This is a genomic window from Desulfomonile tiedjei DSM 6799, assembly GCF_000266945.1.
GTDB classification, from domain to species: domain Bacteria; phylum Desulfobacterota; class Desulfomonilia; order Desulfomonilales; family Desulfomonilaceae; genus Desulfomonile; species Desulfomonile tiedjei.
In genome coordinates, this window is the sequence record NC_018025.1 from 709,243 (window position 1) to 728,885 (window position 19,643).

General features: G+C 50.1%; 16 protein-coding genes. 8 read left to right on the forward strand and 8 right to left on the reverse strand.

Annotated elements, in window-relative coordinates; genetic code table 11:
- Positions 1-197 precede the first annotated feature (197 nt).
- From DESTI_RS03040 to DESTI_RS03075, 6 genes are all read left to right on the forward strand, one after another.
- Positions 198-1,403, forward strand: coding sequence for a hypothetical protein (locus DESTI_RS03040; RefSeq protein ID WP_014808497.1), 1,206 nt, complete (start codon positions 198-200; stop codon positions 1,401-1,403).
- The gene (locus DESTI_RS03045; RefSeq protein WP_014808498.1) at positions 1,390-3,162 is read left to right on the forward strand and encodes an ATP-binding protein; all 1,773 of its coding nucleotides are present in this window, start codon (positions 1,390-1,392) and stop codon (positions 3,160-3,162) included. Before DESTI_RS03040 ends, DESTI_RS03045 begins: the two co-directional genes overlap by 14 nt.
- Before the next feature lie 1,042 nt (positions 3,163-4,204).
- On the forward strand, positions 4,205-4,699 hold the full coding sequence (locus DESTI_RS03060) for a hypothetical protein (protein ID WP_014808499.1): 495 nt from the start codon (positions 4,205-4,207) through the stop codon (positions 4,697-4,699).
- Between the two features lie 129 nt (positions 4,700-4,828).
- Positions 4,829-5,668 carry an SDR family NAD(P)-dependent oxidoreductase gene (locus DESTI_RS03065; RefSeq protein ID WP_014808500.1) on the forward strand — a complete coding sequence of 280 codons (840 nt, stop codon included), beginning with the start codon at positions 4,829-4,831 and terminating at the stop codon, positions 5,666-5,668.
- Between the two features lie 59 nt (positions 5,669-5,727).
- Positions 5,728-6,525 carry an acetoacetate decarboxylase family protein gene (locus DESTI_RS03070; RefSeq protein ID WP_014808501.1) on the forward strand — a complete coding sequence of 266 codons (798 nt, stop codon included), beginning with the start codon at positions 5,728-5,730 and terminating at the stop codon, positions 6,523-6,525.
- A gap of 125 nt (positions 6,526-6,650) precedes the next feature.
- Entirely contained in the window at positions 6,651-8,369 is a 1,719-nt protein-coding gene (locus DESTI_RS03075) for a hypothetical protein (RefSeq protein WP_014808502.1), read from the forward strand.
- Between the two features lie 214 nt (positions 8,370-8,583).
- Here the strand turns inward: DESTI_RS03075 and DESTI_RS03080 are convergent, their stop codons facing one another.
- From DESTI_RS03080 to DESTI_RS03095, 5 genes are all read right to left on the reverse strand, one after another.
- Positions 8,584-9,315, reverse strand: coding sequence for a site-specific integrase (locus DESTI_RS03080; RefSeq protein WP_211213735.1), 732 nt, complete (start codon positions 9,313-9,315; stop codon positions 8,584-8,586).
- Positions 9,316-9,560: 245 nt separating this feature from the next.
- A complete protein-coding gene (locus DESTI_RS31560) occupies positions 9,561-9,692 on the reverse strand; it encodes a hypothetical protein (protein WP_272913392.1) in 132 nt (43 codons plus the stop codon).
- A 244-nt stretch (positions 9,693-9,936) separates the two neighbouring features.
- Positions 9,937-10,191: a helix-turn-helix domain-containing protein gene (locus DESTI_RS03085; protein ID WP_014808503.1), complete on the reverse strand. Its 255-nt coding sequence runs from the start codon at positions 10,189-10,191 to the stop codon at positions 9,937-9,939.
- Between the two features lie 648 nt (positions 10,192-10,839).
- The gene (locus DESTI_RS03090; protein ID WP_014808504.1) at positions 10,840-11,922 is read right to left on the reverse strand and encodes an ankyrin repeat domain-containing protein; all 1,083 of its coding nucleotides are present in this window, start codon (positions 11,920-11,922) and stop codon (positions 10,840-10,842) included.
- Between the two features lie 147 nt (positions 11,923-12,069).
- Positions 12,070-13,569, reverse strand: coding sequence for a hypothetical protein (locus tag DESTI_RS03095; RefSeq protein WP_014808505.1), 1,500 nt, complete (start codon positions 13,567-13,569; stop codon positions 12,070-12,072).
- 167 nt (positions 13,570-13,736) lie between these two features.
- Between DESTI_RS03095 and DESTI_RS03100 the strand changes: the two genes are divergently transcribed.
- Both DESTI_RS03100 and DESTI_RS03105 read left to right on the forward strand, forming a co-directional pair.
- On the forward strand, positions 13,737-14,474 hold the full coding sequence (locus tag DESTI_RS03100; RefSeq protein ID WP_014808506.1) for a class I SAM-dependent methyltransferase: 738 nt from the start codon (positions 13,737-13,739) through the stop codon (positions 14,472-14,474).
- Between the two features lie 431 nt (positions 14,475-14,905).
- The gene (locus DESTI_RS03105; protein WP_014808507.1) at positions 14,906-15,412 is read left to right on the forward strand and encodes a hypothetical protein; all 507 of its coding nucleotides are present in this window, start codon (positions 14,906-14,908) and stop codon (positions 15,410-15,412) included.
- A 325-nt stretch (positions 15,413-15,737) separates the two neighbouring features.
- On the opposite strand, the gene DESTI_RS03110 is transcribed toward DESTI_RS03105, so the two are convergent.
- Genes DESTI_RS03110 through DESTI_RS03120 form a run of 3 tightly spaced genes read right to left on the reverse strand, consistent with a single transcriptional unit; the run spans position 15,738 to position 19,434 of the window.
- Entirely contained in the window at positions 15,738-17,408 is a 1,671-nt protein-coding gene (locus tag DESTI_RS03110; RefSeq protein ID WP_014808508.1) for an FGGY-family carbohydrate kinase, read from the reverse strand.
- A 1-nt stretch (position 17,409) separates the two neighbouring features.
- Positions 17,410-18,933, reverse strand: coding sequence for a fucose isomerase (locus DESTI_RS03115; protein WP_014808509.1), 1,524 nt, complete (start codon positions 18,931-18,933; stop codon positions 17,410-17,412).
- 39 nt (positions 18,934-18,972) lie between these two features.
- Positions 18,973-19,434 carry a GxxExxY protein gene (locus DESTI_RS03120; RefSeq protein ID WP_014808510.1) on the reverse strand — a complete coding sequence of 154 codons (462 nt, stop codon included), beginning with the start codon at positions 19,432-19,434 and terminating at the stop codon, positions 18,973-18,975.
- Between the last annotated feature and the right edge of the window lie 209 nt (positions 19,435-19,643).

Sequence of the window (19,643 nt, forward strand, 5' to 3'; positions counted from 1 at the left end):
CCTTTGGTGGCAGTTTAGCTGTATTCGCAGGTTCAGCTTGATCGAATCCTGTTGAAACTTTGAACTTAGCGAATGCGGTGAAAACGAACCAAGTGGTGAATCAGCAAAATTGAGAGTTGTATCTCAGATCGGCTCCCCACTAAGTTCTTTCGCCTCTTAGTGCTTTGGCGAGAAGCCATTTTGAATTGGGGGAATGGATGTCGAGGGCAGCCGATTATACCATTCAGGGTTTTCTATATCAGTTCAACAAAACCCTTCTAGAAATCCTCTGTTCGACCGATGACTGTCCGATCACGATTGAGGGCATTATTGAAGATATAGACATTCAGACTGCCTCGGGCATTAAGGCCATTCAATGTAAATATCACGAGGCACAGCAGAATTTCACACTCAGCTTGGTCTATAAACCTATCCTGCAGATGATGCACCATTTTCACAACAATGGACATATGGATGTCCAATACGTCTTATATGTCTATTGTCCGAATGAAGAGCCGCACAAATATTCGCTTAAGAAACAAGAAATAGCCGCTGTTCTTAAATCAAAGAATCAGGATCTTGAAAAATATACAAAGCAGCTGGCAGGCGCTGTGGACACTGATAAATTTCTAAAGCACTTTTCAGTGGAATTCGGGCAATCATTGGATAATCTAACTAAAGACGTGTACGCAGCTCTCAAGAATGGTGGTATTCCCGAAATTGACATCGAAACTCTAGCATATCCCAATGCTATCCACGCAATGGCTACGATTAGCATCAAACACGACGAGCAACATCGCAGGATAACCAAATCTCAGCTGTTAGATGATCTCCAGAAGATCAGGAAAACAGCCATTTCCCGTTGGACTCTAGCTCTGAAAAGTCGCAAGAAAATAATGGCTGCCAGACAAAAACAGCTGAAAGCTAACTTGGACAAAAATGTCCGCACACGGTATTTCCTTGTTGAACCTTCTTCGATAGAGGATTTTGATTCCAATATTATTCTGTTCATCACAAGTTTTCTGGATAAATATCATTTCAAGCAAACTCATCTAAAGACGCCTCTTTTCTGTCTGGATTGCGATCCCACCAAGTTTGATGACATCAGATTTAGGCTGCATCAAAAGGGAATAAACGTGGCGGATGGATTTGTGGGTTCTCATTTTGATAAGGGGAGGTTCTTTCGGGAGCCGATGTCACGGAAAGTGGCAGCAGGCCAAATTGAGAAAGAGTTCAGAATGAGGCTGCTGAGATACGATTCCAACGAAGAAATATTAAATCAATACAAATGCGATGATCTTTTCATTATTGGGGACTGCCAATATGATGGCCTCGACCTCACTGATGTAGATGTGGAGCATGTTGAGGCCCACAGTTTTGTTGAAATCAAGTACCTATTAGGAGTCAGCAATGTCTACGAATAAAATCGGTCAAGTATTATCATGCGCCCCCAATTCGATCATCATAGAAATCGCTGATCTAGGAACATTCGAGAAGCACAAATCTGATCTGCAGATTGGACGCTATCTAAAGATTGCACAGGGAAACAATGATTATACCATAGCTGCGATTAAGACACTTAAAGGCGTCAATGATTCCGACAGGAACGGTAACCCAGAGTGGCAATTCACGATTGAATGCCAAGCCGTTGGCACTCTCGTCGGTAATGAGATTTTCGAGCGAGGGAGTATCCTTCTTCCCGTACCAACTGAACCAGTTTATATGGCTGACAAAATAACTCTGGACAAACTCTTTACTCTTGATGATCAATTTAATTTCCCATTTGGCCTCTTGTCTCTAAACAAGGAGATTTCACTGAAAATCGATGGAAATCGCTTTTTCAGCAAGCACATAGCGGTAGTCGGTTCTACAGGTTCGGGCAAATCCTGCACAGTCGCAAAAATACTGCATGATGTCGTAGGCATTGCAGGCTGCAAGAACCTTCTTTGCGAGCAGAATAATTCACACATAATTATATTCGATATTCACGACGAATATAGAAGTGCTTTTCAGTTGGACCAAGATCAATCCTTCACATTGAATGTCCTGGATGTTGATTCTCTAAAGCTGCCGTACTGGTTGATGAATTCTGAGGAATTAGAAAGCATGTTCATTGAAAGTAATGAGGCAAACTCACATAATCAGGTCTCGCAATTCAAGAACGCTGTTATACTAAACAAAGAAAAACATAATCCTCATGTGAAAGAAATGACTTACGACACGCCCGTTTTCTTTTCGATCCGAGAGGTCCGTCAATATATAGAAAACATGAACCGGGAAATAATCGGCAGGTTACCCAACGAAAACTTGCCTAAGCTAACCGACGGCCAACTCGTAGCTGATCGAAAGGATTTCTATTTTGACAAAATTCATGATTTCGTGCCGGCCTCGACCGCCAAAGAAACCAAAGCTACAAACGGCCCCTTTAATGGTGAATTCAATCGGTTTGTTTCCAGGTTAGAGACTAGTCTATCGGACAAGCGGCTCAAGTTCTTGTTAGATCCATTGAAACCAACCGGAGAACAGTATAGTACCAGTGATTTTGAGGAGATTATGCAGCAGTTCCTGGGCTATTTGAACAAATCTAATGTGACAATAGTTGATCTGAGTGGCATCCCATTTGAGGTTCTGAGCATAACAGTAAGTCTGGTCTCTCGGTTGATTTTCGATTTCTGCTTCCATTATTCTAAATTGCGCCGTGATCAGGATCTACTGAACGATATTCCTGTGATGATAGTGTGCGAAGAGGCACATAATTATGTGCCACAAAACGATGCCGTCGCTTACCGGTCCTCACGAAAATCCCTCGAACGTATCGCAAAAGAAGGCAGGAAATATGGTCTTAGTCTAATGGTGGTCAGTCAGCGTCCTTCCGAAGTGTCGGAGACAATCTTTGCTCAGTGCAACAATTTTGTGGCCCTGCGTTTGACGAATGATAGCGATCAGGGATACGTTCGCCGCCTCTTCCCAGATAACACATCAGCAATTACCGACATTTTACCAAATTTGGCTCCTGGGGAATGCATCGTGGTAGGAGACGCTGTTTTGCTTCCCGCTATCATACAGATGGGACTCCCAAATCCACAACCTCAATCACAAAGCGTGAATTTCCATGAAGAGTGGCAATCACCTTGGCGGGACGTGACATTCAACGATGTGATCACCAGATGGAGAAAGGAATAGCCTACCGTTGCGGACCGTTTCCAGAAACAAGGTTCAGGACTGGGACCGCTATCGGGTGGCCCTGTACTGCCGATAATGATAAACGGAAATGCTGCAATCTTTCACCTTAGGAAATCAAATCGTGCAGACTCTTGGATGGATCAACTGTGGACACTTGCGGACAGTGCGGCCCTGATCACCGTGAACGACTTTGCAGAGAGTAGGCGACGTATTTTCAGGTGTCCCCAAAGTGTCTCCACTTTTTGAAAACGAAAGGGACGGTACGGGACCTGCATGGACTGAAAGAGATTGAAAAGACTAAGGATCGTGGGCAAGTGGTTGATAAGATTAACGAGTCCCTTGGCTCTCACGACAGAGACGGAATGGGAGTAACAGCGAAGAAAAGCCAAAACTCAGTGCGGGACTTTTGCGGGATTGAGTTATGGACTGTTATGGACGGTGCTGGATTTTATGCAACGGGTTCCGACAAACTTTGCTGATATCATTAATATTATTGCCCAGATGGGCGTCTGTTAACCACTAGGTTGTAGGTTCGAGTCCTACTCGGGGAGCCAAAAAAGATAAATCATCCCGCACTGTTGGAGACAACACGTAGCGGGATTTTTCTTTCTCGGGTGACAACTGTACCCAATTCGGACCCGTTGCGACTGCAAACTCGCTCTTCAGCTTGACATGCTGCTCTCCTTCTCCATTGCCGCCTCTCTGATGACGCCTCCCAGATGCTTCCTTGTGTCCCCCGAACGTCTTCTTCCGGTATTTCGGAATCCACACAAGAGGGTACTTGCAATCCCGTTTCGTGTGGCTTAGATTTATACCTCGCCCATCGGATGTCTCCCTTTTTCTTGAACTTTGAGCGGTTCAGAAGGGGAGGCTCCGATGAACTCCCGGAAATGTCAAACTCTTTGGGGCCACCCGCAGAGCCGGAAATTTGCTCATTATTATTATGAGACAACATCATTGAGCGACACGGTATGCGTGACACCGTATTCTCAAGAAACGGGACGATCCGAATGGCAGTTCTCCAGACCGAAAGGAGCAATTTGTGTCGGAAGCAGTGAGGGCTTATATCCGTTCGCAAGGAATCGGAGCGGCTGTGGGCAACATGGTGTTGAATCCGACTTTCGCATGGCTGGGGAACCGTGAGCTGGCGTTTACGCCACTCACCGGAGGCGGCAGCATCATCGTGGATACAGCCATCACATCGGTAATTATGTCGTTAGTGGTAACCCTGTTCGTCGCGTCGGGGACGCGACGCGAAATCGCCGCTGGCCGTATCTCAAACTCCGATGGCTTGTCTTCAAGTTTGGGAATGTTGTCATGGCTGCCCCGTCAGGGGTGGGCTCTGGGGCTTATCATTGGAGTGGGAGTGGCGCTCGTGGTCACACCGCTCACTTTCATTCTGTTCAGCGTTCTGGGCGTTGCCGGGCTTTCTTTCGTCCGGTTCGCTCTCTTTAAGGCAGTGTGGACGCCTCTGGTGGCGTTTGTCGTGGCCCGCTGGGTAGTCTTGCGTCAACTCTTGCCGGTTCCACCGACTTGATTCATGTGGCTCCTGGGGGGAATCTGGAGCATAGTTCACGGTCCTCTCAAGTCCTCGGCGTCCAAAGGAAAGAGAGCGCCGCGATCATAAAAGAACCACTTGTATAGAGCACTACAGGGAGACGACACCATGTCTATTGAACAGTACTTTCGTGGTAAGGGCTGCGTTGTTACCGGCGCAGCGTCGGGCATTGGTTATGCCGTCAGCGAAGCACTGCTGAATGTTGGAGCGACCGTCTTCATGGCGGATCGGGACACGAAGACGCTGACCTCCGCTGTCGAGCAACTGAGCGGGCATGCGGACAGGGTTCATTCCGCGACTGTGGACGTTACCAAACAGGAACAGGTTCAGCACTTGATCCACGACGCGGCTTCTCGGCATGGCAGGCTCGACATTCTTTTCAACAACGCCGGCATCGGCGGCACCATGCCGATTCTCGAAGCAACACTGGAACACTGGCGTCGGGTAATCGACATCAATCTGTGGGGTGTCATCTATGGGATTGACGCGGCCCTTCCCATCATGCGCAGCCAAGGCGGAGGCCACATCGTCAACACATCGTCAATTGCCGGGCTCATACCCCTCCCCTATCAGGCAATTTACGCGGCATCTAAATTCGCGGTTGCCGGACTCAGCGAGTCACTTCGATTCGAGCTTGAGGAAGACGGCATTCTCTTTTCTGTTGTGTGCCCCGGAGACGTAGCGACCCGAATTTACGGAACTCCGATTCTTGGCGAACGAATAGAAGTAAAACCTCCGCCCAGCGCGATTCCCGCAGACGAGGCCGCTCGGACCATCCTTACAGGCGTTGCGAATAAAGAGGGAATCATAGCTTTCCCCGAAAACGCTCGGCAGGGGTGGCGGGCTTACTGGGCTTCCCCTGAAGGCAGCGAGAGCTATTTGCGCGACATGGCCCGTGATCGTCGCCGCGCTTATGAAACCTGTGGATCCTATTATTCTTCGGACTGAGAATGGCGGGTATTCCAGGATCCGCTCTGCGAATGTCCTAACAAATCCAGGAGGCTGACATGTTCAAATTCGACGACAACAAATGCTACAAGATGCCAGCGCACTTCGGCGGGTTCGATCATGACCCAACCCAAGTACTGTACTATCGTGATGTAGTAACTGTGAGCTACACGTACACAACCGATGGAGACCGGCTTGCCGATTATTTGCCCGAAGGCTTTGAGCTGCTCAGGCCCGAACTGAATATAGCTTTGACTCAGGGCAGAGAGATCGACTGGATGGCGGGATCAGGCTACAATCTGATCGAGGTCGACGCACCGGTCCGCTTCAACGGCAAACGTGATCGACTGGAAGGGGCTTTTGCACTTGTAGTCTGGGAGAACAAGACAGCACCAATTCTTGGGGGAAGAGAAGAAACAGGAATTCCCAAAGTCTTTGCCGATATTGAAGATCTGCACCTATTCCAAGGGAACTGCTCCAGCAATGTCAGCCATGAAGGAAACACCTTCCTACGCCTAGAGATGACCGGAGCCCAGCCTTTGGACGGGGAGGAATTGGCTCAACTCAAGACTCTTGGGGCCAACAGAAACCTATTTGGGTGGCGCTATATCGGCAAGGTTGGAGGTCCGGGTGCGGATTTGAGCCAGCCCATACTCTATCCGCAGAGTTCCGAGATCAACAGCGCCTGGACGGGCAGCGGAATGGTCCAATGGATAGAGCAGACCTGGCAGCAAAATCCGATGCAGTTTCATATCATCAAGGCGCTGGCAGAGTTGCCTATTATCGAAATGGCTCCTGTGCTCATGATCAAGGGCATGGCTCTTTTGAAACCAGCGGCAGCGCGTGTTCTTGAGTAACGACCAGCCTGCCTGGGTCAACTCGATTGTTTTGTCTTGACAAAGGATACGCCCCACGAAACATTGAAAGGCCGTCCCCCATTCAATGGACCAGTCTTGGGAATGCAATGTTTCGGAGGTAAAGTATGGCCGCGTTACGCCTAAGCCAGCGGGTTGGTCTCACGTCTTTGGTGCTGCTCTTTTTTTCGGTTTCGTCGGCAGGTGCCTGGGAGTTCTCTACGACCGGGGTTTTCACATGGGAGTTCTATCAGTTCGGCCAATTGGGCACGCGAGGCTTTTTCGGATTGTACGATCAGGATAGGAGTTCAGTAGCTGGTACGGTGAATCTCGCGGCCAGGAACGGCTGGCTTGGTCATGAGATTGCCCGAAACAATGTCGGCACCGATGATCTCGCTTCCGGTTCGGACGTGGCAGCCAATTATCTGTACACAACCTTTTACCCCAAGTTCAAGCTGAACGAGGCGCTTTCGATTCAAGGAAGCTATAGAATCGGAAGCTGGGCCACCCCTTCCCTTGACACGTCACTTGGTCAGCTCAATGCATCGAGGTACTTGAATAGTGAAAGTGCAGGGATCGAACGGTCCTTCTCTCCTGGCTATTGGAATCTATGGTATGCAACGGCTACTTTGCCCTGGGGTGCAGTGATGGTCGGTAAGCAGCCTAACACCCTCGGCCTCGGCTTAATTATTGACGCTTACGAAAATACAACAGAGGCGGTGATTATAAGTGTACCGTTTGGTCCCTTCATCATCGGAGGACAATATTACCCCTGGGGGCCTGGGCTGGGGGTAAATTATCCGGTTAAAACGGACCGAAATGGCGCAAGCCATCCGCACTGGGCCGCGTTTCTTATGTACGATACGGGAAACTTTAGCTCACACACGTACATTGAATTTGCAAACGGCCATCAAGGTCCGGAATCCCAACTACTCCAAAATACTGCTGTACCGTCGAATCCGGACCAGCCGGGCAGGATCAATTTCCTACCTACCGATATTACCAAATTCTTCGGATTCACCAATTTCAGGTACTTCAACGGAAGGTTCTTTTTCAATGCTGAAGTTGGCTTTAATCATTATTATTTCAAGCAAAGCCGCAGCGAATCCAATAACCCGTTGCCTCGAACGCGTTATTGGGAATTATGGGCAGGCATGATTGAGTCCGGTGTTGTGGCAGGTCCGGCAAAGATCAGTTTCTTGTGGGCCTATTATCCCGGTCCCGACAGGCGGGCGGGCGGGCTTATCGACAGACAGCCCTATATTCCGGGTCCTCTGACCAATAGCGGCGTAATCGTGTATAAGCCGTACAGCCTACTGCTCGGTTGTGATTACGGATCGGGAAACGGTTCCATAGCTGCCGGTTCCAGCCACGGTTTCATAACAGACGCAAGCACGTACGCTGTTCGGTTGGACTATGCCATAGCTGCGAACTTGAATGCATATGCAACCTTCTTGTACGCTTACAGAATCTCTCAAGGATACGGTTGGGGGTGGATAAGGCCGGACCCTTCGTCCGCTAGTAAGTCGCCTGCGGTGGAATATGGGCTGAGCGGGCCTGTCAATGCCCCAACAAACTTGGCATTTTCCCCCGATGCCCCAAACATTCTTGAAAGAGATTTAGGATACGAAATTGGAGTAGGGATCGACTGGAAGCTCATCGAAGGATATTTGCTGACTGCGAGATTCGCTTGCTGGAAGCCCGGAGACTGGTTCAAGTTCGCGTGCGTAGACAGGACGCAACCTAGCTGGGATATGCCGAACGCCGGAAACCGCTGGGGGATAAACCCCAATCGCGAAATTGATCCGATTTTCGGTACGCGTATAGCACTCCAAGTGGACTTTTGAATCAAATATGTGAGGGTTCGTTCAACGACCAAAGCAAGATGAAGTTGCGGGACTTTTGCGGGAATGAGCTGTGGACCGTTATGGATTGTCGTGGATTTTGGCAACGGGCTACCGACAAACTTTGCTGAACTTATTAATATTATTAACTAAATTGGTATCTGTTAACCACTAGGTTGTAGGTTCGAGTCCTACTCGGGGAGCCAAAAAAGATAAATTATCCCGCTCGGTTACCAACAAGCTGCGGCGGGATTTTTCGTCTCAGAATCGTCACTGCACCAGATTTGCACCAATTCTCTCCGCAAACCCGCTCCGAAGCTTGTATCAAATTGATCAATTCGGGTGCCGAATAATGCGTCGTGATCCTCCCCGACTTATGGCCGAGGAGGTCCTGCCGATCCTCAGATGAAACACCCGCTGATCGTAACCTGCGACCATAGGTGTGCTTGAGATCGTGGATTCTCACAAACGGCAAGCCCACTTCCTCCCTTGCCGCCTTCCAAGCGGTATTGTACATGCTCTTTACGGGAGAGCGTTTGTAGGTGAAGCCCCACACAGGATGATCACCGCGCATCCGGTGAATCACTGCCCTTGCCACGCGATTCAGTACCACAAGACGATCTTCTTTATTCTTGACCCTCTCCTTCGGTATGATGAACACGCTGGTTTCCAATTCCGGAATCTCCACTTCATCGTCCCACCGCAATCCACACACCTCTTTATTCCGGAGCCCCGTGTTGATGGCGAAGAGGCACATCATCCTGAGATGCTCGGGAAGAGCGGCAAACAGCCTCCTTTGCTCATCCCAGGACAAAGGATAAGGCTCCCTGGCATCGTCGCGCGGTAGCAAACGGATCTTGGGGGCAGACTGGAGCCAAGTAAGACCGTGCTCATCCAACCACTCCCCAACGGCCAAATTCAAGATTCGTCTCACCACTTCCATGGGCATATTGATGGTCCGGTTCTTCCATCCTGCTTCTGCCCGTGCTCGATATAGGGCCTCAAAGTCCCCATGTGAACATTCTCCAGATAAAGATCCCCAATGAACGGGTCTATTCTCTCAATGCACCAGGCATCTTTATCGAGCGATTTCTTTTGAACTTTCGTTCAAATACCTGGCTGCTGCCTCCCGGAAGGTGCGCTTTGGCCGAATGCCGTAAACCTCGGAATTTCTAATCTCTTCAGTCCGGTGCGTTAAGTATCTTTCCTCTTCAGCGAGTATGCTCGTTCCAGTGCTTTCTTGAATTCTTTTTCCACAGATTGTTTTTTTTTGATGTGCCAGATTTCACCACGCCTGACGAGCCCTGGTGAGACTTTCTGTCCCATAACGGCTTTCCTCCCATAGCCTTCCCGGGCCGCCCGTTGCTCTCCTTATGTTGATCGACCCACGCGTCCAAATCAAGTCGATCGAACGCGATGCCTTGTTTACCTATTGGAATTTCAATTAGATGTGGTCTAACTTCTGTATTAAAACGATTCGGGTCCATCCCGAGGTAGTGGGCTGCATCCCGCAGCCTGATCAGTCGAGGTAAAATTTGTCCGCTCATTCAGTTTTTCCGTTGCTAATGTCCTAAATAGCGTTTTGAGGTTTTTTATTAGATGGGACATAGACACTTTGAGAAGCTATGTGGGTCTGGACCTGTTCACGCGTAAATCGACGATCCTTGTCAGTGACTTGCACGCATCCAAGTTTTCCTTCTCGCACTAATTTATGAACTGTCTTGGGAGCAATTTTCAGAATCTTAGCAATATCTTTAACATCCATGAGCTGAAGCATCGCTGCCTCAGGTTGTGGGTCACCATGGGGCGACCAGTTTTCTACCATTTTGGTTTCCTCCAATTTGTCTTTTTGCTCACTGGAATATTTCCAGCTCTGTTGCCGGAACACCGGTGCCTTGTGCCCCGCCCCTCGCGGAGGTAACGACGGTAGGGCATAAAGAATCCAGAAGAGCTTCACGGAATTAACGGAGCCGTTTCGTTTTCAATAAAAGGGAAGCTTTCCTGGAAAGATTGACTTAACTAAGCAATTCTGGGGCTTCCATTCAGGAATTTAGCCTTTTTAATACTCTCAGTTTCTTAGTAGACATTGGCCAAGATTGTCCCATTGATTCAGTGCAATGCACCAACAAATCAATATCTTCGATTAATTCCTTGACGGACACGGCGACCAAATCGTCTAAATTACGCCTACAACGCTGCAGTCTTTACGCGATCGTTGCTCGTCACGGCATTGAGTCTACGCGTGCTTCCATAGTCAATTCCTTTGCTCCGTGGGTTGGAGAACATCCTCGTAAGTCTACAAACTAACAAGGACCCGCATTATCGCCCCTCACTGATTATTGTTCTTTGACAGAGTATTGCAGCCAAGGGTAGGGATTTCCACTGGATTTCACGGAGAATGTTTGTCGGGTTGACGAGTAAGTCAGTGCAGAGAACCACAGAATAGAACTGATCACGCATGGGCAGATTCGCTTTATTCTTCAGCGCCATGCGATTTCAACAATTCGATTGCCTCATTATATGCACGCCTTGCCGTAAAGAAATTGAAGCAAATTTTTGACCATCCTTTCCGTAATAATTCGCTACCGGGCTTTAGCCTTGGGTCGCCTGGTTCTATTCGTATGTTTTCCAAATCAGGACGGTGTTGCATACATAACTCTTCCGTCTTCTCCACTTTCCACCAATGTTTTGAGAAATCAGCATTCTTCTTGATCAGCATTAAAGCCGTGTTGCCGCTGTTGTCCTTTGCGTGTACATCCACCCCTGCATTCAATAGCGTGCTTATAGTGGATATGTAACCAATGATAAGTGATCCTGGATCTCCGTCCAAGGTATCGCAAATAACATGAAGGGAGGTTCTTCCCTTGTCATCTCTCAGATTTACGTTCAATCCTTTGGAAATAAGCAGCTCCAAAACAGGTCCCTTTCGCCCCCTTGCGGCCTTGTGTAGAGCGGTTTCACCTTGGGAGTCTCTTGCATTAATGTCAGCCCCATTCTCCATTAGAAAAACCACAAGATTCTTGCGACCGTACGAACAGGCTGTCAGTAACGGGGTCTGCCTGGTTCCATCTTTCGCATCAATCGAAGCGCCTCGGGCAATAAGTAATGCCATTTTTCGGGGATCATCCATACTATATGCCGCGTAATGTAATGCCGTCTGGCCAGTCACATCTCTCAGGGTGACGTCTGCGCCATGAGAGAGCAACAGTTCCACAATTTCCGGTCCGCACCTATGACTTGCTTCTATCAAGGGGGTTTGGAATGAACGATTCTGATGATTAACGCGTGCTCCGTTGTTGAGGAGTAATTCCACGATATCGCGATGGCATGCTTGTTCGAGTACCCACATCAGAGGCGAATAGCAATGCTCATCCACTACATTTACGTTCGCGTCCAGTGAGATGAATTCCCTTATCGTTTCAATGTCACAGTGTCTAGCGGCATTTATGAGATCGTCATTAGGCAGACTCATGGCTACGGAACTCGACATCAATTCGGCAAACGCGATGATCAGGATTAAGATGACGAAGCAAGTTCTAATTTTGTGATGTATCATTTACTTCCTCATGTCGATACACTTACTGCGAGTGGGGGCGGTCATGAAGCCTCGGCAGATCGTGCGATTTCCTATTCCTTAGACAAGGAATTTGTTGTGCATAGCTCAAACATCTTGTCAGCTTGTCTATGAGTGTCTGCCATGAACTCATGGTATCCAATGCTCATAAGACACATGGAGGATCTCATAACGTCGGCCGCCCTCTTCTCTCAGAGTGTTTGCTGCATTTTCATAATAAATGTCGGGGTCAGGAATGCTATTATCAATTTTTTGCGTATCCGTTTTCCAGAAATGCCGTGTATCCCATACCCGCCTATCAATCGAATCCCAAGACACCTGATTCCCTTCGGCATCTACTCCAAATTCCAAACACCAATCATTAGATGTCACCATAATGTTTTGACGCTCTTCGCTCCACCCAATAGATGCAATGCTATTCTTGTCGGAACTTCCGAATACGGTCGTTTTTGACCAATAGGCTATCGTTGCGAGCACTCGCCGAGCCGTATAAGCATCAGATTCTTTGAGATCCTCAGGACTTGGGTCTCGGGGAGTTCCATCTGGAGATACGAAGACATTGGCACCTGCCACATCGCATATATCCAAATGGATCTCACCACCGTCAGCCATCACTTCTCCTATTTCTTTGAATACACTGTGATACCCGTGAGAGTAAAATGTGTCGTCCCAAATGCGTGATGTGCCTATTGTCACGAAGCCTTTATCATGCTGATAAATCACAACCGTATCAATTTTCTGTTGGTTGGCGGAAGAGATACGTTGGATTTTGTCCTTCAGCGCCTCGATAGATTCTGAAGTTTCATATGTCACGTATTTTACATCTACGTTTACGAACCTGCTCGCCTCTTGGATTTTAGGCAACACGTTATCGCAAACGAATATTACGATTAACGGAGCTTGGGAAGTGTTGGTTTCGTTAACAGTGAGTGTGTCCGTGCCCGCTCCTGATGGATTGGGAATTTCCCAATTAACCAATAGTTTTTCACTCCATTGTCCATAAACCCAGGTCTTCGTTATCACGGCGTCCGACGGAGGAGGGTTATCTTGATCTCCCGTGATCGGCAATGTGTTAAGCACGAAGGGAGGTTGAGGATCGTCAGGATCAGGGGGAGTCTGTTCGGCTTCCCATCCATCCACCACTCTCAATGGCTCCCCATCGTATCCAACACCATCGTAGTATTCCACAGCAAACTCGTTCATGCCGTGCCATCCGCTCATGGCGTATCTGGTATCCAGAAACTGCAAAACGCCATCCTGATGAGTCCATGAATGGCCGTCAAACACGTCCACTGTACCGATTCCACCTACAATCCGCATCTGAAGCATGGGGACTTCAGTCCACGTGGCGCATGTGTCGATGCTGTAGGACCATATTCCGCGTCCATAGGAATACCATATGCCCGTAGTATCACGGTATACCTGATTGCTCGGCAATGTAACCCAATTATCACCGGTTTCCGTTGCTCTGATCCATGCACCGTCTCCATAGTTCTCAAGCCACAACTCGCTGCCGTCGCTATAGTAGATGTGGATCACGTTCCCTTCATTGAGGATTTTGAAATTAGCTCCTTCTGGTTGATATTCCTCCATGTAGGGAGCGAGCCTCGTGACCAACGATTCTGTCATGGCGAATTACTCGGTGAACGTGATTTGGTAGGACCGATCCGGATCGAAGCATGTTTGATACGGGGCACACATGGACTTCGCACTGCTATAACCTCGAAGGATGAATTGCCGTGTTTGCGACGCTGTTGTTGCATATGCTATGAGTTGGGAATAAGGAAAAGACCGAAATGGAGAGCGACCCTTACGAGAATCTTGCTGACCACTACGATTGGATGACTCAGAAAGATCTAGAGCGGGAGGAATTCTTTAGGCAGCTATTCAAGGACCACCGTATCTGTGATGTACTCGACTGCGCATGCGGAACCGGCATGGACCTGATGATGTTTCATTCGTTCGGCTGCAATGTGATGGGATCTGACCTGTCCGATGCGATGCTCATCCGAGCGAGGAAGAATCTGAGTGAAGCTGGTCGGGAGATCCCCGTCAGGAAGGTGGACTTTCGAAAGCTTGAAAAGAGCTACACGGCACAATTTGATGCCGTGGTGTGCCTTTCGAATGCGATCAACGAAGTCCTCGATGAAGAAGGGCTGCGTCGAGCTCTCCGAAGCATGAAGGCAGTCTTGCGTCCTGGAGGGATACTGGTTTTTGACCAGGGGCAGTCTGATGCAATGATGAAGAATCCCCCCAAATTCGATCCGGTCATAAACAATCGTGACTTTTCCCGATTGTTCGTACTTGAATATTCCGGAAATCTGATGAAGGTCAACATATTCGATTTCGTTCACACCGAGGAGAATTCTACATTTTACGCCGCATCTGTAAATGTGGCGATCCGGCTGAAGGATGATTGGGACAGATTGCTCTCCAAAACTGGATTCAATAATGTTGAGTGTTTTGGAGATTTCAAGTTCTCAACCTATGATAAGGAATCAAGTCGGCGTCTCATAGCAATTGCTCAGAAATAAGGGGAGCACTTGCCTAACTAACCACAAGATGAACCGGACGGCGGAAGCACGCTGTTTGGTTGGCTCTGCGCATTCACTCCCGTCGCTTGTTATTTTGCCCGTTCAGGAACGTCCGTACACACTTTTACACCCTACTGAATAGACGCTTGGTCTGATACCGATTCGCTTTTCTTTTCATAATCCGGCTGGAGGTATCTTTCGCTCCAAACGACGGAAAGCCGTCTGATCACTCCGCTCAGGACACCCCAAGCCTTCGCCATCTTATGTGCACAACTGCGAAATGGTATGAGAATTCGCAACAAAGACTCTGTGCTACGTTTGCAGCGCTCTCGTCACTCGAATCCGCGGACTGGGCGCATAAAATAATATGATGTTGACTTATACAATAATACGCATTATTCTAAAAATACAGAAGATAATAGGAGAGCGTAATGGTTAAGAAGTTCAACCTTTCGGTTCCTGATGAGTTGGCCGAGAAAATCGATCAAAGGCGAGACTATTTGGGCAGCTTATCCGCTATTTTCCAAAAGGCGGTAGCTGAAAAGATCAAGAAGAAAGAAGCATTTGAGCAGCGGCTCGAAGGAGATGCAGAAATGGATCAGATAATTACGAGACTCAGGAAAGAGAAAACAGAGTTACAGGGAAACTACCGGGAAAAGGGCCGGAAAGAGGGGCTTCGATGGGCCAAAGCTTCCTCATATAAGGAATTGGAGTATGCGCGGAGGTTTAATCCGATCGATAAAGATGGTCTGTATGATCCGTCGATCCCTCTTCACGATGACATTCTCGGGCATTATTTCATCGATGCGCTCGAGCCCGACGAGCTTACCAACCCGGAGTGGGACGAGGACGAACTCAACGAATTCGCCAAGCAATGGCTGGACGGTTGGCTGGAGGCTGTAGCTGATTTTTGGGCACACGTGGAACCCAAGCTTTGAAGCGTACGAGCCATTTTGTAATGGACTGCTTCCTTGATTCAGTTGAGGAGCCAGTTATAGCGGATGACAATCTTTATCCGATTGCGAAAAGCGCTTCTCGAAAAGCGATTGGTGGGTGTCGGCCTCCGTGCCGGCACCCACCAATATTCTTTTTCTGAATCAGACATTAGTTTTGACACTTGCTATATGTCGACTGCTATAGAATGTTCCTGTCTTGCGGGTCACTGTCAATGAGGATCGCTAGAGGCGCCATTTGCGGTGCCCGGTTGCGACTCGCAGTGCCGGCCATTTCTGGCAAGCGCAGGCACCAAACCTGCCTTTCCCCCTAGGATTTTCTGTTCATTAAGGCATTGTAATAGAGCTGATCCTCGTACATCCGGAGAAAAACCTCATGCTTGGCATCATGGTATCTTGCTGCGGCGCCCTGGCAGGGTTCGATAACCGTGTCCGCGGCGCTCATTTTGGTCATCGCTTCCGCAACCGTGGCGTAGTCCCCGGCCGCGACCGCGCCGAGCATGGCCGAGCCGAGGAGCACGGCCTCGGCCTCTTTGGGGAGGACGATTCTTCGCCCGGTGATGTCCGCGTGTTCGCGTAGGAAGATGGGATTTTTGGCACCGCCACCGGTGGTGAGCACTGTTTCGATTTCATAACCGCTGTCGGTCATGGCATCCAGGATGTGGCGTGTACCGTGTGCCACTGCTTGGATTGTGGCCAGGTAAAGCAGTGCGAGGTCTTCGAGGCTGTCGCTGAGCCGCAGACCCGAGATCATCCCGCGCGCGTGAGGATTGGCTCTGGGAGAGCGGTTGCCATGGAAATCCGGTTGCACGTGGAGTTCGCTGGTGAGCCCGGCGGGAAACTCCGTTCCAGTGGCGAGCCTATCCAGGACTTCCGCGAGGATTTCATAAACGGTGATCCCGCGCATTTTGGCATCTTGCTCAAGCTCACGGCTCCGAACGTGACTGAAGATGATGTGATCGATGAGCGCCCCAGTGGCGGATTGACCGCCCTCGGTGAGCCATAATCCTGGGACCATGGCTGAATAAAACGGACCCCAGACTCCGTTGACAAATCGAGGGTCTTCGGAGACCGCCATGTGACAACTGGAAGTGCCGCCAATGAGCGCCAGCCGCTTTTCCAGCTCAATCTGCCCGCCTTCGGCAAGACGTGCTCCCAGCATTCCAATGCCACCGGCATGGGCATCGATAATGGACACCGCAACCGGCGTTCCCGGAACAAGGCCGAAATTCGCGGCAGCGCCTTTCGTAAGCCCCTGCCCGATAGGCTCTCCCATGGGCCGGATGCGGGTTCCGATACGGCGGTAGCCTTCCGCAACCAGTTCACCGAGTCCGATGGACTGCCAATAAGTGTCGTCCCAGCCTCCGACACTGCCTGGTATCTTGGGATCAAGGTGGCCCTGGTAGGTCCACTTGCAAACCGTGGTACATAACGAGCGGGTTTCATCGCCGGTGGAGCGATAGGTGAGGAAATCAGCGAGATCGAAAAATCGACGAGTTCGCTTCCAGCAATCAGGGAAATTCTCTTTGAGCCAACTGAGCTTGGGCGACTCCATTTCAGGGGAGATGATCCCGCCAACGTAGCGCAGCACGGCATGTCCCCCGCCGTTGATGTGAGCCGTCTGCTCCAGGGCTCTGTGGTCCATCCAAACAATGACATTCTGTTCGTCGTTACCGGTAGGACTCACCGATACCGGCCGATCGTTCTCGTCCAGAGCAACCAGGGAGCAGGTCGCATCGAACCCGATCCCTCGCACGTTGACCGGATCGATATCTGCCTCTTTGACTGCTTGGCGTACTGCCACCGCACATGCGCCCCAAATGTCATCTGACGATTGCTCCACGAAGTCGGCCTGCGGCCTCCACATTCTGATAGGGTGCGAGCTTTGCCCGAGCATTTTGCCGCTTGCGTTAAAAACCCCCGCCCGCGCACTCCCCGTCCCAACGTCGATGCCGATATAGCAGTGCCGATCCTGCGTCATATTATGCGCTCCTTCCCAGAAAGCGAACTCGGAAGCCGAGCGTTTGCGAGAGCGCTGCCATTTCCTCGAGGATATCGCCATAGGCCACCGCTATGTGGTTGCTCAGATAATGTGCCATCAAGGTCTCTCGCGAGACTCCCAGATCGGCAGCCATGAACGGCCACTGGCGTGTGGTTCCGCACCACCATTGCTCGCGGATTTGTTCGGGCAACGTGACGACTTCTCCTTGCCCGACGTCCATCCACAGGTCGTTATCTTTGAGATATGCCCTGGCCCAGGTGATGTTGCCCGGCTGCGATTCTCCGGCGAATGTGCCGCCGGGTATCGGGAAGTACTCCGCGGGTTGACGGTAAGAGTGCACGCCCTTGAGTGTGGCGGGGTCACCGCTCATAGCGTACCCTCCGCACGAGCCGGAGTTGAGCAGCACCCAGAGAAATTGTCCTTGATACTCGGCACCCCAGCGAACGTCATGGAACATCACGGCCTGGTGCAGCCCTTTGACTTTGAGCAGCCGCTTCATCAGCTCCATGGGAATGAGATTGCCTTGATCTCCCTCCGTGGAAGTTATGATCACATCGCCGTTACTCTCCGGCCGGCAAACGGAATTGAGCAGCCCTTCCGCAAAATCCGATGGCGGCCGCAGCGGCACCAGACCGAGCTGATACTGCCAACCCACGCAGTCGGCTTTGAATTCGCTTACCAGGTCGAGCACGGTCAGGTAGTCCCGCAACTGCTCTCGTGTAGCGTTTTCGTCGAAATCGTCCGCACCGTCTTCACCCCAGTGGAACGTCACGCCGCTTTTCTTTACGAAGTTCATCGCCCTGTTGAGCCGGTCATCGGAGATGGAACGGCCCCGGTCGATGATCCATGCCTGGTCTACTTTGTGTTCCGAGAATCCGATGGGGGCAAGCCGCCGTGGACCGAAGTAGCCGTTAATCATCCCCATGGAGGTATCCCCGAGCATCAGCGCGAGAATCCTTCTCTTCCTGATCTCCTCGACAACGAGTCTCGAGTGAGCATGTGCTTCTTTGGAAATGGGAACCGAATACCCGATCTGTTCGGTGGAGTAGCCGATGCGACCCGTGCTGCACCACTCGGCCAAACGAGCCATGAAAGCGTCGTCTGCGGTCCAGTCCTTTGCATCGCTCCACACACGAGAGAATTTGCGGCCCAGGCTCTCCAGGCAGGCACCGGTGTTAAGCAGTCCAACGAGCCCCGGCCACTGACCGGAGAAATTACTTGCCAGCAGCAACGGGCTGTCTTTGCCCACAACGCCGTCTGTGGTGTGCGGCCCGTAGCACCAGTGCACGCAGACACCGATAAGAGGATCGTCCACCGGACCGAGCTTTTCGATGGCTTCGTGAGGTCGCGTGAGAAAACCTTCGATGCGATAGCTCTTGCGGCCGAGTTTTTTCAGGGCCCGCTCCAGTTGGACTGTGGCCTCTTCTGCGTTTGGCCGAGCCAGTTCGTTGGGCTTGGAGCGGTAATCGCCAGGCCAGAAAATACCGATTTTAGCTGTGGACATCTCTCCTCCTTCACGCGACAGAAATCTTGGGACATAAAGTCATCTCTCGTCCGCAGATTTTGCAGATTTTCGCAGATTAGAAAATGCAAAACGCTTGAATTCAAGGCTTTGTCGACCGAAATTCAGCAGTAGTCCTCGCTCGAGACGTGTTGTCCTGAGATAGTTCAAGAGCTGGGCTTGTTCGATGTTAGTGATCGCTTTCAACGCCTTCAACTCAACGATCACCTCGCCGGAACATATAAAATCAGCGCGATAAGAGCAGGTTAGCCGCTCCCCCTTGTAGTACACCGGCAGATCCACCTCCTTCGCAAAAGGAACACCTCTGGCCGAGAATTCCATAGCGAGCGTCTGATGATAAACCGCTTCCAGGAATCCCGGACCAAGGTGTCGATGAACCTCCATTGCTGCGCCGATGATGGCATGGGTTTGTTCGTCTTTTGAATCTGCGGCCATCTGTGAAATCTGCGGATTCGTTTCTGAAATGGCATCATCCCTCTGCATAAGGCTCCTCCGCGATAGGCAGAGCCAACTCATTGGGTTTGGAACGGTAATCGCCGGGCCAGAAAATACCGATTTTCGTTGTGGACATTTCTCCTCCTTCACGCGACGAATTGCGGGCACATAATACCATTTTTCAGGCAAAGTGTTTCCATCGAGACCCTATTTTTGTTCTGTTGACATGAGCATATGTATGATACGTATTAATACAT

Coding starts and splice junctions, on each gene's coding strand:
- DESTI_RS03090 (WP_014808504.1), bottom strand. CDS start 11,922: ATGATACATCACAAAATTAGAACTTGCTTCGTCATCTTAATCCTGATC.
- DESTI_RS03100 (WP_014808506.1), top strand. CDS start 13,737: ATGGAGAGCGACCCTTACGAGAATCTTGCTGACCACTACGATTGGATG.
- DESTI_RS03070 (WP_014808501.1), top strand. CDS start 5,728: ATGTTCAAATTCGACGACAACAAATGCTACAAGATGCCAGCGCACTTC.
- DESTI_RS03110 (WP_014808508.1), bottom strand. CDS start 17,408: ATGACGCAGGATCGGCACTGCTATATCGGCATCGACGTTGGGACGGGG.
- DESTI_RS03080 (WP_211213735.1), bottom strand. CDS start 9,315: ATGCCCATGGAAGTGGTGAGACGAATCTTGAATTTGGCCGTTGGGGAG.
- DESTI_RS03115 (WP_014808509.1), bottom strand. CDS start 18,933: ATGTCCACAGCTAAAATCGGTATTTTCTGGCCTGGCGATTACCGCTCC.
- DESTI_RS03075 (WP_014808502.1), top strand. CDS start 6,651: ATGGCCGCGTTACGCCTAAGCCAGCGGGTTGGTCTCACGTCTTTGGTG.
- DESTI_RS03040 (WP_014808497.1), top strand. CDS start 198: ATGTCGAGGGCAGCCGATTATACCATTCAGGGTTTTCTATATCAGTTC.
- DESTI_RS03085 (WP_014808503.1), bottom strand. CDS start 10,191: ATGGTAGAAAACTGGTCGCCCCATGGTGACCCACAACCTGAGGCAGCG.
- DESTI_RS03045 (WP_014808498.1), top strand. CDS start 1,390: ATGTCTACGAATAAAATCGGTCAAGTATTATCATGCGCCCCCAATTCG.
- DESTI_RS03095 (WP_014808505.1), bottom strand. CDS start 13,569: ATGACAGAATCGTTGGTCACGAGGCTCGCTCCCTACATGGAGGAATAT.
- DESTI_RS03120 (WP_014808510.1), bottom strand. CDS start 19,434: ATGCAGAGGGATGATGCCATTTCAGAAACGAATCCGCAGATTTCACAG.
- DESTI_RS31560 (WP_272913392.1), bottom strand. CDS start 9,692: ATGGGACAGAAAGTCTCACCAGGGCTCGTCAGGCGTGGTGAAATCTGG.
- DESTI_RS03105 (WP_014808507.1), top strand. CDS start 14,906: ATGGTTAAGAAGTTCAACCTTTCGGTTCCTGATGAGTTGGCCGAGAAA.
- DESTI_RS03065 (WP_014808500.1), top strand. CDS start 4,829: ATGTCTATTGAACAGTACTTTCGTGGTAAGGGCTGCGTTGTTACCGGC.